At 58.1% G+C, this 16226-nt stretch carries 13 protein-coding genes and 1 pseudogene; 10 read left to right on the top strand and 4 right to left on the bottom strand.

What is annotated here, in order from left to right; all coding sequences use genetic code 11:
• Positions 1 to 222 precede the first annotated feature (222 nt).
• Genes AAK988_RS11240 through AAK988_RS11230 form a run of 3 tightly spaced genes read left to right on the top strand, consistent with a single transcriptional unit; the run spans position 223 to position 2867 of the window.
• Positions 223 to 1641 carry an MFS transporter gene (locus AAK988_RS11240; protein ID WP_369873035.1) on the top strand — a complete coding sequence of 473 codons (1419 nt, stop codon included), beginning with the start codon at positions 223 to 225 and terminating at the stop codon, positions 1639 to 1641.
• Positions 1642 to 1687: 46 nt separating this feature from the next.
• On the top strand, positions 1688 to 2647 hold the full coding sequence (locus AAK988_RS11235) for a hypothetical protein (protein WP_369873036.1): 960 nt from the start codon (positions 1688 to 1690) through the stop codon (positions 2645 to 2647).
• Between the two features lie 4 nt (positions 2648 to 2651).
• Positions 2652 to 2867 carry a hypothetical protein gene (locus AAK988_RS11230; protein WP_369873037.1) on the top strand — a complete coding sequence of 72 codons (216 nt, stop codon included), beginning with the start codon at positions 2652 to 2654 and terminating at the stop codon, positions 2865 to 2867.
• Positions 2868 to 2870: 3 nt separating this feature from the next.
• On the opposite strand, the gene AAK988_RS11225 is transcribed toward AAK988_RS11230, so the two are convergent.
• From AAK988_RS11225 to AAK988_RS11215, 3 genes are all read right to left on the bottom strand, one after another.
• Entirely contained in the window at positions 2871 to 3971 is a 1101-nt protein-coding gene (locus AAK988_RS11225) for a VanZ family protein (RefSeq protein ID WP_369873038.1), read from the bottom strand.
• 629 nt (positions 3972 to 4600) lie between these two features.
• On the bottom strand, positions 4601 to 5107 hold the full coding sequence (locus tag AAK988_RS11220) for a hypothetical protein (protein ID WP_323584932.1): 507 nt from the start codon (positions 5105 to 5107) through the stop codon (positions 4601 to 4603).
• Positions 5108 to 5496: 389 nt separating this feature from the next.
• Positions 5497 to 5673 (bottom strand): hypothetical protein, encoded by a 177-nt coding sequence (locus AAK988_RS11215; protein ID WP_369873041.1) that lies wholly within the window; start codon positions 5671 to 5673, stop codon positions 5497 to 5499.
• Between the two features lie 135 nt (positions 5674 to 5808).
• On the opposite strand from AAK988_RS11215, the pseudogene AAK988_RS11210 reads away from it, so the two are divergent.
• A pseudogene (locus tag AAK988_RS11210) lies at positions 5809 to 6072 on the top strand (transposase); the annotation flags it as partial.
• A gap of 266 nt (positions 6073 to 6338) precedes the next feature.
• On the opposite strand, the gene AAK988_RS11205 reads toward AAK988_RS11210, so the two are convergent.
• Positions 6339 to 7130, bottom strand: a complete 792-nt coding sequence (locus AAK988_RS11205; protein WP_369880768.1) for a hypothetical protein — start codon at positions 7128 to 7130, stop codon at positions 6339 to 6341.
• A 501-nt stretch (positions 7131 to 7631) separates the two neighbouring features.
• Here AAK988_RS11205 and AAK988_RS11200 point away from each other — a divergent pair.
• The 6 genes from AAK988_RS11200 to AAK988_RS11175 all read left to right on the top strand — a co-directional run bounded on the left by AAK988_RS11200 (position 7632) and on the right by AAK988_RS11175 (position 16109).
• Entirely contained in the window at positions 7632 to 8687 is a 1056-nt protein-coding gene (locus tag AAK988_RS11200) for an AAA family ATPase (protein WP_369873042.1), read from the top strand.
• A complete protein-coding gene (locus AAK988_RS11195; RefSeq protein WP_369873043.1) occupies positions 8680 to 10899 on the top strand; it encodes a S8 family peptidase in 2220 nt (739 codons plus the stop codon). The genes AAK988_RS11200 and AAK988_RS11195 overlap by 8 nt, the downstream gene beginning before the upstream one ends.
• A gap of 65 nt (positions 10900 to 10964) precedes the next feature.
• On the top strand, positions 10965 to 12221 hold the full coding sequence (locus AAK988_RS11190) for a DNA cytosine methyltransferase (RefSeq protein WP_369873045.1): 1257 nt from the start codon (positions 10965 to 10967) through the stop codon (positions 12219 to 12221).
• A 5-nt stretch (positions 12222 to 12226) separates the two neighbouring features.
• The gene (locus AAK988_RS11185) at positions 12227 to 13798 is read left to right on the top strand and encodes an McrB family protein (protein WP_369873046.1); all 1572 of its coding nucleotides are present in this window, start codon (positions 12227 to 12229) and stop codon (positions 13796 to 13798) included.
• Positions 13798 to 15249: an LlaJI family restriction endonuclease gene (locus AAK988_RS11180; RefSeq protein WP_369873047.1), complete on the top strand. Its 1452-nt coding sequence runs from the start codon at positions 13798 to 13800 to the stop codon at positions 15247 to 15249. Before AAK988_RS11185 ends, AAK988_RS11180 begins: the two co-directional genes overlap by 1 nt.
• A gap of 227 nt (positions 15250 to 15476) precedes the next feature.
• Complete coding sequence (locus AAK988_RS11175) at positions 15477 to 16109, top strand: hypothetical protein (RefSeq protein WP_369873048.1); 633 nt, start codon at positions 15477 to 15479, stop codon at positions 16107 to 16109.
• The last annotated feature ends 117 nt before the right edge of the window (positions 16110 to 16226 follow it).

Here is a 16226-nt window from a genome sequence, read left to right as displayed (position 1 = left end):
GCCATTGCTGAAAATCTTCATTGCCGCGGGTGAAAGTTCTCCGTGCCCTCACTGCAAGTTCTAAATTAGCCTAAACAGCTCGCGGCCGAAAAGGCCGCGACCGTCCCCGCTGCCCCGACCGCGCCCGACGGCCCTGCCCGCACCGCCGCGTCGGCCGCGGCGGCCACATCGGGTGCCGCACCCGCCGAAGCCGCATCACCCGCCATCCCCACGGGGCGCGCGATGTGGGTCATGATGGCGCTCATGCTGGGCAGCAACCTTCTGGCCTCGTTCAACCAATCGCTCATGAACATCGCGCTCGATGCCACGGCCACCCAGTTCCATATCAGCCTGTCGCAGGCCAACTGGCTCGTGCTCGGGTTCACCATCGTGGCGGCGACGGTCATCACCATGGCCGCGTCGCTTCTGAAGCGGTTCGGCATCCGCAAGGTCATGATGTTCGGCTACGCGGCGTCCCTTGCCGGGTCGGCGCTCGGCATGCTGGCGTGGAACTTCCCCGCCATGCTGGCCGCGCGCCTCATCCAGGCGCTCACGGTGGGACTGTTCTTCCCCGTGGTCACGAGCGTCATCCTCACGCTGGCGCCGAAAGGCAAAAGTGCCACCATGCTCGCCATCAACAGCGGGGCCATCGGGGTGGGACTCGCCTTCTCCCCGCTGCTCTCGGGACTCGTGCTCACCTATGTGGGGCTGCGGGCGCTGTTCGCCATTCCGCTTGTGATGTCGGCCATCCTGCTCGGGCTCGGGTTCTTCTTCCTGCACGACATCTACGCCCGCGAGGACCGGCCCATCGACATCCTCAGCGTGGTGCTGAGCTTCGCGGGGCTTTCCGCCTTCATCTTCGGGCTGAACGAGGTGACCCGCACCGTGCTGCCGTCGGTGCTCTGCATGGCTGCCGGCGCCGTAGGGCTCGGGCTGTTCGCGTGGCGGCAGTTCGCCATTGCCCACCCACTGCTGAACCTGGCGCCGCTGCGCCACGGGCGGTTCGTGTTCGGCGAGGCGCTCATGATGCTCGGGTACATGGGATCCATCTACCTGAGCCTGCTCGTACCGCTGTACCTGGAGGGAACAGCGGGATGTACCGCCTTCGCCGCCGGCGGCCTTCTGTGCGCGCCCATCCTCTGCTACGCCGGGGCCTGCTTTCTCGGCGGACGCATCGAGGATCGGCACGGCGTGTGGCCGCTCGTACCCCTCGGGTTCCTTGTGCTGCTCGTCGGATACATTGCCGTGGAAGTCACCTCGGCGGCGATGCTCGTCGTGCCCATGATCCTCTGTGCCGGAGCCGCCTATGTGGGCGTAGGGCTTGTCTTCCCCACCTTGAAGGCGGTTGATCTGGACTCGCTGCCGCGGGCCATCTACGCCCACGGGTCGTCCATCCACTCCACCCTGGTGCAGATCGCCGGCTCGGTGGGATCGGCCCTGTTCGTGGGCATCATGTCCGCCGACACCGACCGCCTCATGGCCCAGGGCATCGCGAAGGCCCATGCCTACGCTTCCGGGTTCTCCCACACCATCTTCATCGCCATCGGCATTCTGGCCGCGGCCTTCGTGGGGGCGGTGGTGTTCGGCCGCCTTGCCCGCCGGCAGCGCCAGAAGGGTATCAAATCGCAATCAAAGTCGGCAGCGACGGCGCCTAAGGCCTAGGGCTTCGGTACCCTCGTCGGAGGCATTCGACGAGAAGGAGTTCCCCATGGATTCGACGCAACTGAGCACCGTGACCGTGGACGCCGGCCAGGAACTAGTTGTCGTGGAGCCGGCGCCCGAGCCCGAACGGCCCCTGAAGGAGAAGGTCATCATCGCGGCCGTGCTCGCAGCAGTGGCCCTCGTCTCGCTGATCGTGTTCGCGAACATCGCCTCGAACCCCGAGACCTACACCGGCATCATCGGCACCTTGGACGAGAAGAAGGGCAACGTCATGATGCTCGCCACCACCACGACCGCCGCCTCGGCCGCCATCTCGGCGCTGCCCAACGACATGGGCACGCCCATCGCCGACAAACTTGTGGACTTCAGCTCGTACTTCATGGTTATCCTCGCGGTGATCTACCTGGAGAAGTTCCTGCTGACCACGCTGGGGTTCCTCGGCTTCGGCATTCTGATACCGGTGGCCTGCGCGCTGTTCGCCGTGGCCGTGTTCCTGCGGCGGGGAACGCTCACGCGGGTGAACCTGCAGCGGCTCGGCACGAAGCTCGCGGCCTTCGGGCTCGCCCTGGCGCTCGTGGTGCCGGTGAGCGTGTGGCTGACCGACAACGTGGACGCCACCTTCGACGAGTCGCTCGCAGCCGCCAGCGCCGCCGCCCAGGAGGCCACCGAGCAGCTGGAGGAGAACACCCAGGAGCAGGCCCAGGAAGACCAGGGACTGCTCGGCGGCATCGCGAACGCCGTGCAGGAGGGGTGGAACGGCCTGACCCAGGGCGCCCAGCAGGCGCTCGACAGCCTGGGGCAGCAGCTGAACACCATGATCGACACGCTGGCGGTCATGATCGTGACGAGCTGCCTCATTCCCCTGCTCGTGCTTATCTTGTTCCTGCAGCTCGTGAAGATCATCACGGGGCTCGACTTCGGGGGCGCCACCGCCGTCATGGGCGCCGCCCGCACCAAGGGCCGCGCCGTCGCCTCTTCCCTGCGCCGCCCCACGCAGAAGGGCTAGGGCTATGGACGGCCTGGGTGCGAATCGCGCCACGTGCGCCATCTGCCCCCACGCATGCCAGCTGGCTGAGGGGCAGACGGGGCTCTGCCACGGACGCGTTGCTGTCGGCGGCCAGGTGATGGACGCCAACTACGGGCGTGCCACGCCGCCCGCCACCGTGCGCCAGCTGGCCGCCACGGCCCGCCGCTACCTCAAGCACGTCTACGTGGGAAACTGCTAGCAGCTAGGAGAGGCAGAGCTCGCGATCTTCCGCGCCTTCCATGCTTTCCACGCCTTCCGCACCCCGCGCAGCCAGTGCATCCGCCGTGCCGTGCGCCGGCTGCACGGCCCTTTCGCCCGCAGGCTCCGCAACCGCCCCGGGAACGAAGTCGTAGGGCATCTTACGGGCAACCAGGTAGAACACGGCAAGCGGGAGCACCGCGTACTGCGGGTACACGAGCACGAGCAGCAACGCGGCCGCCCGCAGCACGTAGAAGGCGACGCGCGCGGCACCGGTGCGCCGCCGCGTCTCGCACGACATGCGGTAGAACAGGCCCGCCGGCGTGCTGCCGTCGCGCCTCCAGGGCACGACCACCTCCACCACCGCGAAGGCGACGATGTAGCAAGCCACCCAGACGACGGCGTTGACGCGGTTCAGCATCGCCTCGTCGAAGACATCGCCCAAGAGCACCTTCAGGCCGACCACGACCATCAGGCGCGGCACCACCGAGCATAGGTCGATGATCATAGCGTCGGTCCACAGCGCCACCGCGCGCCGGACGAAGCCAGGACGATGGGTAACGGGCGGCAGCACCTCGGCCTCGCGCTGAGTCAGCTTCACAGCCAAATGCCCCAGCCCCCAGCCGATCGCACCGCCGAGCGTGTTGCAGATAAGGTCATCTACGTCGAAGGTCCGGTATGCGAAGGGATATACCCCGAACAGACCCGTGAGCTGGGCTGTCTCGATAAGGCAGGTGGCGGCGAAGGATAGTGCCAGGGCAAGCGGGAACCTCAGCTTCAGAAGCATCCGTGCAATGAAGCCGAGCGGCACGAAGAGCACGATGTTGAACAGAAGCTGAAGCACCGCGCGGACACCGCCCTCGGCGATGTCGTGGACGAAGTTGAGCGGGTCGAGAATGGGCGGGATGCCGTAGGTGATGCCCGGTCCCGAATCGCCTGTGGGCAGCGGATACAGCGTGAAGCACACAAGACCGGCGGCATAGAGAATGCTCGCGTACACGGCGAACACGGTCGCAAGCGGCAGCCATCCGTCGCGTCGGTACAGCCCCACCAGCACCGGCACGCTGAGCAGCAGCGACAGCAACGGCCACACCAGAACGGCCACATTGAAGCTTCCGCTGAAAGTAGCTATATACGCATTGATGACTGATCCCATAATCGAAAAGGGTACCACAAGAACAGCACGTCGCCTATCGCCAAAAACCAAGCACCCTCACTGCCCGATCAGCCTTTCACCCCTCACGCGCACTCGGCCTTGAGCCGAAGAGCATCATCGGGCTTGCAAGAAGCTGCTTTGATTTCTTTTAGCGATCTTGATTTGTTTTAGCGGCCTTGATTTCTTTTAGCATCCTTGATTTGTTTTAGCGCCCTTGAGCGGTTTGAGCGCAAGCGCCCTATGCGCCAGTCGTCGTGCCCCCGGATCACCGCATCAAATTTGTCCAAGATCTCGCCAGCTGGCCATACCGACACTGCAATCGCAGTGTCACAGCGACGCGACGAAGAAGTTGATGCCTATAACCGTGCTTCGGCATCGCGGGCGGCCTCGCAGGGAGGCGCCCGAAGCTTTCGATCTGCGGCGGAATGGGTGGAAGCCAGATCTTCCGGCAAGGTGCCAACGCTGAAACCGCACGGCACTGCCGACAACGAACTACCCGACAACTCCAACGCGAAACCGCAACGTTCCAAAGTATCCTTTGCGGGGAAATGCCGCAGATCCGGAAAACAGGCGAGCCCTTACAGCTCGACCGAGAAGACCTCCGTCTGGTTGACCAGGTCCAGCTCGAGCTGCAGCGCGGCGATCTCGTCGGCGACGGCGCGGTAGTCCGCTTCAGCCTGGGCAACATCATAGTTCGCGTACCGATACTCGATGGGTCCGTTGCTGCTACCGAAGTACCGGTCGCCCAGACGTTCCCGAGGCTGCCGTGAGGCGAGTGAATTCAGTCGGTCCTTGCGCCCTGAAAGCTGCGCGAGCAGGATAAGCGCTTCGTCGATGCTAATGCCCCGCTCGGGCAGAACCGTCTGCATGTTGAACCGGTGCAGGGCATGGCGAATGGCCCGCGCCTCGGCATCGATCTGCGCCACCTTCTCGCGCACGGCCCCGTAGTCGTAGGCGGGAGGCTCGGCCGCCTCCCCCTCCGCGAGCACGTAGGTGCTCACCTCCTGCTCGCTCCGCAGGAGCCGGTCCTTCTCGTCCTGCAACCTCCGCAGGTACTTGTTGGCGCTAGCCGATGTAAATTCCACGCGACCACCTCTTCCGCACGCCGACCATTCGATGGCCTCCACCATACCAGGCGCCAGCAGTCACATTCAACAGTCCCACAAGTCCGATTTGAGATTGATACTTTTGGGCTTGGCGGAATCGCCCGTGAATCACCGAGAGTTCTTACGAGAGGGGTAGCAAATAGATGTTCTCTCCATCTGTAGTAAGCCGGTGCGGGCGGTTATGCAGATCGTTCACCGCCTCTAAGCTTTGTTTAAACGGAAAGACATCGGGGGCTTTCACGTGCTGCAGTTCCTCCATGAGGGCGAGCGTTTGCCCCTCGTTGAAATCACCGACTCCCCTACCCGCTTCCTCAAGGGCCTCATAACGGGAGTCAGATCGCCCAGGGGTATCTGATTGATGAGAGCACCTAACCCAGCGAATACCGCAGACACGCCCCAAGCACCACCGCATCGGCCGAGGCCTTCGAGCTCTCCTCAATGGCGCTGTAGCACTCGGTGTACAGCCTGCAATGCTCGTTTCCATGATCGCTGATTTTTGCTGCTACCGCATTCAGGGTTGCTTCATCGAAGTTCTCGCTAAGCATAGGCTCCAAAAATGCTGCGAACGATCTTGCTCCGAACGTTGGCGCAGCGGACGCTTCGCAAGCCGATTAGTCGCGCCGAGAAGGTAACCATCGCTAGAATCGTTTATTGCGAAGTAAGCGATTCGCAGAGATGCGATGATCGCAATGGGTACTTTAGCAGCAATCAGACCCAAGATGTCGAGATTCGACGATGGGATGGTCAGCATCTGCGAGTTGATTCAGATAATGGCCGAGACGCTCGTAAACGAGATCTTGAACGCACAGGTCGAGGACGCCTGCACTGACGGTGTCTCAAGGAGCGAATATCGCGAGCGGAGCCTGGTCGCGAGCATCGGCGCCATCAGCCTGCGCATACCCAAACTTCGGCGCGACACCTACTTCCCAGAGTATCTGCTCGTCCACCTGCGGCTCCAGCTCCGCGATGCGCCCATCATGCTCTGCGATAGCCTTCTCCCAGTCCTTGCCGCTCACCCTCAGCCGCTCTTGCATCGCTTGCTGCTGCGCCCGTTGTTCTGCGCAGCTTGCGGCTCTTCTTGCATCTTTGCGCCACGCACATCACCTGTCATGTCGGCCTGCCCTTCTATGACTGGCCGACACAAACAGATCAGCCCTTTAACCCGCTGCAAGGCTAAGAGGCCGTCGCAAAGTGACTATGTGATCCAAAGCTACACGAAGAACTCTGTGATGAGCTCGCTGATAACGGGAAACAGGGTAGTTCCAAGTGTGGTTGCGCTCTTAACGATGGAGGCAGTGTTCTCCAAGGCGTCCGCGAACCTCTCTACGTTGCCCTCCTTCGCCGCCTCGCCCATGTCGACAACCGCTGCTTCGGCGCTCCGCTTCACGTCGTCATCAGCATCACTCGCGCGTATCGCCTCGACAGTCACCTCGATGGTGATTGGTTCGGTCTTGGCCGTCACATTGGCAACACTCCCGACGTTGGTGTTGTTGAAGATTGGGCTGTTGGTGATGCTGATGCTCATCTCGCTCTCCTCGTCCATGAAGTCGCCCCTCACGTACGAGAGGCCCTTCTCAGTTGTCGCAACGAACCAAGGTACGTCATCCGCCCACTGGATCTTGAGCAGTCCCGCTTGCGCCAGCTCCTGATAGTCTGGCACGCGTCCCTCTATGATCTCGATGCCAGCGTCCTGGCCCTTGCATCGTCGGAAAGATACCCTCGCATATGTCCTACATGCGAGTTCGTCGGCAGTCTCTGAGAGGGAAGCGAAGCGCCTTCGAGAACGTTGTGCACGCTGGTAGTGTTCCACGCCGGCAGGCAGAACCGATACGGCAACGAACATCTGGTGACCCCAGTCGGTTTCTCCCTTTACCATCCCGGCATCACGGAGATCGAGGAGCGCTCTGACATACATCTCGTCCTCAGTGGTGTACGGCATGTCGTCGCGGTTAACCATTAAGTAGGCAAGCGCGGCCTCTGCCGCATCGGTTATTTCAAGCAAGGTCAAACCTCCAATGCTTGCTTGCCGCGCAGTCAAAACTGAGCTTGCGACAGCCCTGCAGAATTGCCAAAAGGCGCTAGCTGCGCTAAAGTTTGCAGTTGTACGAAGCGGAGGCGAGCCCGTAAACTCCACCCCCGCTCCGCTCGCCGGTAGAGCCTCAATTGCCCGTTGAGGCTCTACTTCTTCTTGATGTGGACGTGGCGGGTGGTTGTGCCGGTCTTCATAATCCGACCAGTCCGCGTAACCTTGTAGCGCGGAATACGCACGGTAATCGTGGTCTTCATCGCCGTATCCTCCTTTCCGCAATTGAAGGCTTTCCGGCTTCGCCCACTCCGGCTCTTGCCGAACCAACTTGCACCCTTATCGCATCACCCCCAAGCGGGTGCCTCTGAGCGTCTGACCGCTCGAGAGTAGCCTACACCTTCAGCCGTTATATTGCAATCCTCGTCCCAAATTATCTCTGATTGTCCTATAATGTCTCATAGAGTAAAGGAGGATGGAATGTCCATGAAGAAACGCAGCGTCATTAACCTGATTCGTTACCATGCCGAGAACAACAGCGCGGCGTTCCGCAACGAGGCGTATGGCATCGCCCGCGACTTCGATGCGGCTGGCGACTACCAGCTGGCGGAGTACATTATGGCGCTCATGTCGGATGCAAATGCGTTCGTCCCCCAGTCGAGCGACGGCAGCTCTGAGTTTTTCCACAAGCTTGATCTTCCCACCAACCCGCTTCCTCTCCCAGAGAGCATATCCAACGATGTGACCGGCATCATCAACGCAATCGGTCACAATGCTGGCGTGAACAAGTTTCTGTTCCAGGGACCCCCTGGAACAGGCAAGACCGAGACGGCGAAGCAGATCGGCCGCATCGTTGGGCGTGACGTCTATGCCGTCGACTTCAACACCGTGATTGACAGTAAGCTTGGCCAGACCGCGAAGAACATCCGCAATCTCTTCACGGATATCAACTCACTCGTCCATCCCGAGAGGGCAATCATCCTGTTCGATGAGATAGACGCTCTCGCGCTCGACCGCATCAGCCAACACGATGTGAGGGAGATGGGACGAGCCACGTCTGCATTGCTCAAGGAACTCGACTCTATGGACAACCAGGCGGTGCTCATTGCGACGACCAACCTCTACAGTTCCCTCGATAAGGCACTTACCAGGCGTTTCGATACGAGCATCGACTTTGGGCGTTACTCGAAGGACGACCTGCTCGAAATCGCGGACCTGCTCATGGGCAACCTGCTCACGCGCTTCAAGTACGCAGGGAGAGACATGCGCCTGCTCCGCAAGGTCATGGCCTTGATGCCGGAGCTGCCCTATCCAGGAGATCTGCAGAACATGCTCAGGTCTGCCGTCGCGTTCAGCAACCCCGGTGACGAGTTCGACTACATGAGACGCCTGTACTCCATGGCACGCCCGGAGGGATCTCTTGCGGATTTAGCGGACCTGCGGGAGCAGGGATTTACCATCCGAGAGATCTCCACGCTTGCTAACGTGCCGCGCAGCACGGTCTCCCGCGAGCTGAGAGGAACCGACGATGAATGACCTACTGCAACTCAAAGGACAGTTCCAACACAACCGAGCACCACAGCCGGGACCTGTCGAGCTGCCGAGCGGAGGCGTCGCCACATCGGACAAGCTGCGTTCGCTTGCCAATGACCTGCGCGTGATGAAGAGCTACTGGTCAGTACGAAGCGTGCCGTTCAATCCGCTCATCAGCGTTTACTACAAGACGGTCGTGGCCAAAAGCAACCGGATTCGCAGGCTTCTCAGCGGCACCAAATCAGCCGCAGCATCCGTGGTAGGCGCGAAGTTCGAGGGGGAGGAGCGAAGCCCCAGGCACGTCATCACGCACTGCGTCGACATGGAGACTATCGATCGTACCATCGAACTGCTGGAACGCTGCGCAGGAATACTCGATAGCGACTACGACGGATCGATGGACCATGATAAGCTCAAAGACTTCAACAAGAAGGGGCTGCGCCGCTCCATCAAGGACCTCACCAAGACCGCGTTCGCGCAGTGCATGCGCGATGCCTACTACGTCGATCGTTTCGGCGTGGAGGACAAACCAGAGGCCATCGACGACGTTGCGGTAGTTACGCTTTACGACACGGGCTATGCGGACGATGTCATCGGCTTCATGCACGATCTCGGGTTCGCCGTCACCTCGGATCGCGTTCTCGGTAACGCCGTACGTCTAGACAAGGATGAATACACTCGGCTTGTTGACCAGTATCCCTACCTCGTTTCCATGGCCGTCAAGGACTGGAGCGAAGTCGAGCCAGAGGTGTTCCAGGTCGATGGCCAAGGCGCGGCAACCATACCAAAGCCGACCAATGAGCCGATCGTTGGCGTCATAGACACCGCGTTCGACAATCGGGTCTATTTCTCCGAATGGGTCGATACCCCCAAATCGAGGTATGTCCTGCCGGAAGAGGACATAGAGCCGCAAGACAGGATGCACGGCACTGCGGTAGCCTCGCTCATCGTCGATGGCCCGCACATCAACCCCGCGCTCGATGACGGCTGCGGAAGGTTCCGAGTGCGTCATTTCTGCGTCGCTAAGGCTGGCCGTTTCAGCTCGTTCGCGATCATGCGCAGCATTCGCGGCATTATCAAGGAGAACAGAGACATCAAAGTATGGAACCTCTCCCTTGGCTCACCGGCTGGCGCCTCTCGCAACTTTGTATCACCGGAAGCCGCGATACTTGACGAGCTCCAAACCGAATTCGATGATATCGTCTTCGTGGTCGCAGGCACCAACAAGGACAGAGCCGACAGCCCCGAGAAGATCGGAGCACCGGCCGACTCAATCAACTCGCTCGTCGTGAACGCCACCGACTTTGACGGCACCGTCGCAAGCTACTCGCGCAGAGGCCCCATCCTCGAGTTTTTCAAGAAGCCCGATGTCTGTTGCGTGGGCGGGGAAATCGGCAAAGGAATGCACGTCTGCACCCCCACAGGAGAGTCGTGGCGTCCCGGCACCTCGTATGCAGCACCCTGGATATCCCGAAAGATGGCCTACCTCATGCAAGTCATGAACCTGCCGCGCGAGGTCGCAAAGGCGCTCATCATCGACTCCGCCGCCGGATGGGATTTCGAGGACGACCCATACATGGGCTATGGCCGCGTCCCACAGCGCATCTCCGACATACTAGGCTCTCCGAACGACGAGATTAGGTTCATCCTCACAGGATCGTCCGAGGATTACGAGACCTACCACTACGGCATCCCGGTTCCCATCAACAAGGGCGGACACCCCTACATAGCGCGCGCTACCATGTGCTACTTCCCGAAGTGCGACCGCCGCCAGGGCGTCGACTACACTTCCACGGAGATGGACCTCCACTTCGGCCGCATCAACGACAAGGGGCGTATCCAAGCATTAAACAAGAATCCGCAGGGCGAGCCCGGAGAGTATACCTACGAAGGGGAAGCCCGAAGGTTCTATCGCAAGTGGGACAACGTGAAGCATATCGGCGAGGCGCTGAAAGACACCACACGCATGCGGAAGGCGTATAGCACTGGCATGTGGGGCATCAAGATTCGCACCACAGAGCGAGATGACAGGAAGAACGGCCGAGGAATGAACTTCGGCGTTGTCGTCACGCTCAAGGAGATCAACGGTATCAACCGCATTGATGACTTCATTCAGCAATGCTCCCTGCGCGGGTGGATAGTCACACGCATTGACGTCGAGAACCGCATCGACATCTACAACGCCGCCGAGGTGGACATTGACTTCGACGACTGATAATTCACCATCCATCGCACTCATGCGGTAATTAGTACGTTTGAGACAACGAAAGCAGGTACGAGGTGGAACTAGACCGCACTCCTAAAATGAACTCCTTCTTCGCTGGTATCGGCGGATTTGACCTCGGTTTCGAGAATGCCGGATTCGATATCAGCTACATCTGCGAGATCAACGACTATTGCAACAAGGTACTCGATACACACTGGCCTGACGTCGCACGAGGTCAGGATATCAACGAAGTAAATCTATCTGAAATTCCACAGGCGGAGGTCTGGTGTGGAGGCTTTCCCTGCCAAGACATATCTGTCGCTCGTGGGTCGCTATCACGCCTCGGCCTCAACGGCTCGCGCTCCGGCCTCTTCTATCGGTTTGCCGAGCTCGTTGAATCCAAAAAGCCAGGGGTCGTGCTTATCGAAAACGTCGGTGGACTCTTTAACTCCAACAAGGGCCACGATCTGCTTGTCGTGCTCAAGACCATGAACGACCTCGGATATGCCGTTGCATGGCGACTACTCAATAGCCGTTATTTCGGTGTCCCACAATCTCGTCCGAGGGTCTATATATGCTGCTGGAAGAAATCTCCCTCTGCGGTGCTGCGATGCATGTTCGATCCCATGCCGAACGCAACGCTCGAAGGCGAGCGCAAGGCGTTTTTGGCAGAATCAACTCCTACGGGCAAATATCCACGCGTGCCTACCGTCGGATACTGCCTCGCAGCAACTTCTGGCCGTCACACGGGCACCGACTGGAGTCGCACGTATGCCACTTGCGAGGACGGTGTACGTCGACTCACGCCGATCGAGTGCGAAAGACTGCAAGGCTTTCCGGACGACTGGACAAGAACCTCGAACGGCTATGATCCCGAAGAATCTGACTCGCTACGTTATGCGGCAATCGGCAATGCCGTATCGGTGCCAGTAGTCGAGGCCATTGCACGGCGCATAGCCGCCATCCTAAAAGAAACACCCAAAAAGCGCGCGCTGAACGAGAAGGCCCTTGCAGGCTATCCAGTTTTCAATGGCAACGATTGGATGGCGCTATCCGATATCGATGACATGCCAATTGATCAGAAAATCTCGTGGCCGAAAGCGGGGCTCGTGTGGGAGGGACGCTACATTGCCGCCAAGGCCAACACCGCGCCGAGCGTACCGGCAAAGAGCTCCCTGTACGAGATAATGCAGCATGGGCGCGTGGAAGACCGGTACTACCTGAGCCCCAACGCCGCCGAAGGCATCCTTCGGCGCGTCGACAACAACCAAAGACACTTGTTCGAGCCGCTTAGGGACGGTCTCGAGCGACTCTCGGGCAGGAAGGCGTAATCATCATGGCAAGCTATCCGAGTTTCTACACATTGCGTCTTGGCAAGACGAGCACGTCCGACATTTCGAGCATTGACGCCCTAACACCGGGCGTGCAAAAGCCACCGTTTGAGCTATCGGTCGTGTGCAAACAGGTTCCACGAACCATTTCCGCCGGCGGCTACGCTCTCATCTGGCTCGGCTCTGACAACTCGAAAGGCATGGCAACCACCTGGAAACAGGGCTTTCGCGCTGTAGCTAGGATAGAAAGTGTCGATCTCGGTGCCGGCCACAATGACGATTCGACGACCCGTCTTTCCATCGGGTACGTGTTCGAGGACTCTCTCACCAAAACCGACCTGCTCGAAGCTGCGCCGGCTGTGTACGTACGCTATTCGGAAATGGCGCTATTTGGCATGGACGACTACGCAAACCAGACAATTCGTGTGGTCGAGCATTCTACGAAGAGCGATATCGGTGCGTTACTCCTTTCCTGCGACATCACCCAACCAGGCTGCTTCAAGGGTATAGTTGATGCGTATCCCGAACTTGCGACAATCATCGCCAAAGAAGAAGAGACTCGCGGCTCAAGCGCAGGCGCTAGTCGCTCAAAGACCGCGCTGCTTGATGACGCACCAATCAACCGAAACATGATTGTCCACGGAGCGCCAGGCACGGGCAAGAGTCACTACATCGAAGAGCTTCGAGAGCTCTACTTCGACAACGACAAGGTTCAGAGGGTCACATTCTATCCGAACTACTCATACACACAGTTCGTGGGCGGATACAGACCCTACAGCGACATCAATGATGACGGCAGACACGAGGTCTACTACAAGTTTGTGTTCGGCCCCTTCCTCGACACATACGTTGCCGCACTCAAGCATCCAGACCAACGTTACCTCCTCATCATCGAAGAGATCAACCGCGCCAATGCAGCCGCAGTGTTCGGCGACACTTTCCAGTTGCTCGATCGAGGCATTAACGGTACTAGTGAGTATCCGGTCCACGTCTCCTACGAAATGGGAAACGAGCTGTTCCGCCAGCTGCATTTCACGAAGGCCGGAGAAACCCAATATGCAGGCTTCACCGCAGAAGAGCTCAAAGGCGAATGCGTCGAATCGATAGCCTTACCGCCGAATATGTTCATCTGGGCAACCATGAACTCGGCTGACCAGGGCGTATTCCCTATAGACACTGCATTCAGACGCAGATGGGCCTTCGAGTATTTGAGCATCGACAACTCGCAAGAAGTCGTCGATATCAAGGTCAACCTCGCAGCAGGCCATGACGTGTCATGGAATGCTCTACGAACGATGCTCAACGATAAGCTGCTCGCTCTTGGCATCAATGAGGACAAGCAGATCGGCCCATTCTTCATCGGAAACCGCGAGTACATGAACCAGCTGCAAGCTGATAGCCGGTTCAACGCCGTGTTCAAGGACAAAGTCATCACCTATCTGTTCAATGACGTCGTGAGACACTGCCGCCTCCAGTTCTTCACGGGCGCGACAAAGCCAAGTTCTTATTCGCAGGTGTGCGCAGACTTCGACCTAATGGGAGAGCGCATCTTCGGCGACTATGATCTGAGCATCTAATGGAAGTCTTTCCGAGCGAGAGCGAAGCCTATTTCGTCGAGCTGCACGAGTATCCAATCGAAGAAGTGTTTGCACGCCTCAAGGCAAGCGAAGAGCTTGTGCGGGAGGCAATCGCCGGCCTCGTATCACAGGGGCTTGCATCGACACGGAGCCACTCAAACCCTGCCGCCAACAGACCAAACGTGCTTGTCACCTTTTCGTTTGTTGGCATAGTGTCTTACAAGCATCTGGTGCTGAGGTGTCTGCCGAAGTTCTTCGAACGCGAGGAGTGTTGCGGCCCCGCCTTGGAGCGGATCATAAAGGCAATCTTCCGGCAGAGATCGTCCGATATATCGCCAAACAGTCAGCATGATGAAAGCCTTGATTCAATGCATGGAACAATGGACGAAGCGGTCTTCTTCGTAGCCGACTATTTGCAGAATGGCGAGTATCCAGCAAACCCGATTGTCAGAGAAAGCGCCTCCCGCGGTGAGATTGACTGGGAGCGAACAATCGCCGAGAAGACGCCATGGCTCTTGGGAGAGGCCCTAGTCTACCTCGATCCAGTCCACACCTATGTCGAAGCCGATGACAGCGACTTCTGCCAACAGCTACATCTCGCCATTGTGTCCGACTGCTTCCGCTTCCTTAAGTCCACGGGGATCGCCGAGGTCATCGGCATTGGCTCTTGGCCACCATCGGAAGCGAAACTGAGCGACTTTGGAAGCCCCGATTACCTTCTCTCTAAGCTGCGCTCGGAGAGACAAGTCCAATTTGACGACAGAAGGCTTCGCCTCCTCGAATTGATGGAAAGGCATCTCGAACGTTCGATGCGCCTACGCAGTTTCGAGAGCTTCGGATTCTTCGGGACGGCTCATTTCGAAATCGTCTGGGAAACGCTCTGCTCTCATGCGTTTAGCAATCAACGAGACTTGCCAATAAGCAAGTGCTTATCTCATGCTAGCCTATCGGGCCGAGCAAGCCAGCTATCGACGAACTCGACGATGAAGGATATAATCGACCGACCAATGTGGCGCATAGCGAACGGCTCGCTTTCCTTTGAACAGAAGTCGGCAGGCAAGCTTAATCCCGATATCGTCACCGTACATCATGAAAACGGTGATTGCCTCGCCATACTCGATGCGAAGTACTACGCGCTGAAGGTTGGACACAACACAGTTTCCAATCAGCCCGGTGCAGAAGATATTGTGAAGCAGCACGCATACCAAATGGCGATGCAGGAGTTTGCGAAGGCCAATGGGTTAACGATACAGAATGCCCTGCTATTCCCGACCAATGGCGAGACAGGGATTATAGGTGAGGTGAGCTATGACACGCTCTCGCATTTTACCGGTGGGCACCTCATTCCAATTACCGTTGTGCTGGTGAACATGAATGATGTCATCGATTTCTACCTCGGAGCTGACATGCGATGGATGCCCACAGCGAGAGGTGTGCTTGCAAGGTTGTAGCATCCTATAAAAATCTTTCTCGCCACTCGAATGCGGCTGACTGTCGCCTCTACCAGCCTATCGACCTCTCGATATTAGTTTTGCCACACGCGCTAGCCACTAGCCCACGCGGTAGCCGCTATAATTTTCTAACATCATAACAGGGCCCGTTGAAAGAGGGGTCAGTTCGTAGCGACTTACCATCAGCGGTTCCTAGTCGCGCTTGGCCAAGTCGAACAGGAGCGGGCATGATTTTGGGACAATTTGCAATCAGCACATTTTCGACCCTTACCGCTGCAGCAATTGCTGCACTTATCAGTTTCTTATTTCGCAACAAAATACGCAAGGCGCTTAGGGGCTTAGATTTACTCGCCTCCAGCCATGCCCCTGCGATCGAGTTTGTCGACATGCAATATATAACTGATCTTAACTACAACAAGAACGTTCACTTTTTGATCAAGAACTGCGGAAACGTTGATATTTCAAATATAAAACTGTTCGGCTGCAGTGTGGGAAGCGCAGGAAATTCCACCTTCCTTTCTATCGTCAACCTACCATATGAACGTCAATTTACAATAATTAGCCAGAACGACGGCGAAGTAATGCAGCTAGCTGTGGGAGCCGAATATTTCAAGCAAGATTCTTTCTATCCAAATTCACGCTTATTTATAGAAATGTCCAGCGAAGACGGATCGTGCTTCCGAGCTACCATAATCCGTGCGGCAGATGATAGCTCGATCGATTTCGGAGAGGGTGGCTTTTTCGTCGACCATATAGGTCGGGTTAGAAAATCCCTTCCTCCATGGAAAATTGAGACTAGCAATACAGCAAAGATTAAACGACTCGTCAAACGGTATAGCATCGATTTATCAGTTGGCTAAATCGACATGAAGCTTCTTCGAAAAACCCAAAGGTCGAATTTGAGTAGTAACCCTCTCCGGTACCAACAATCAGCAGAATCTGGTACCGCCAGTCAGCGGGCTTGGTACCCTGGGTAA

Origin of the sequence: Adlercreutzia muris, assembly GCF_041223505.1 — a bacterium.
Lineage (GTDB): Bacteria > Actinomycetota > Coriobacteriia > Coriobacteriales > Eggerthellaceae > Adlercreutzia > Adlercreutzia muris.
The sequence above is the reverse complement of the archived record's forward strand: the minus strand, read 5'-3'. Positions and strand labels throughout refer to the sequence as shown.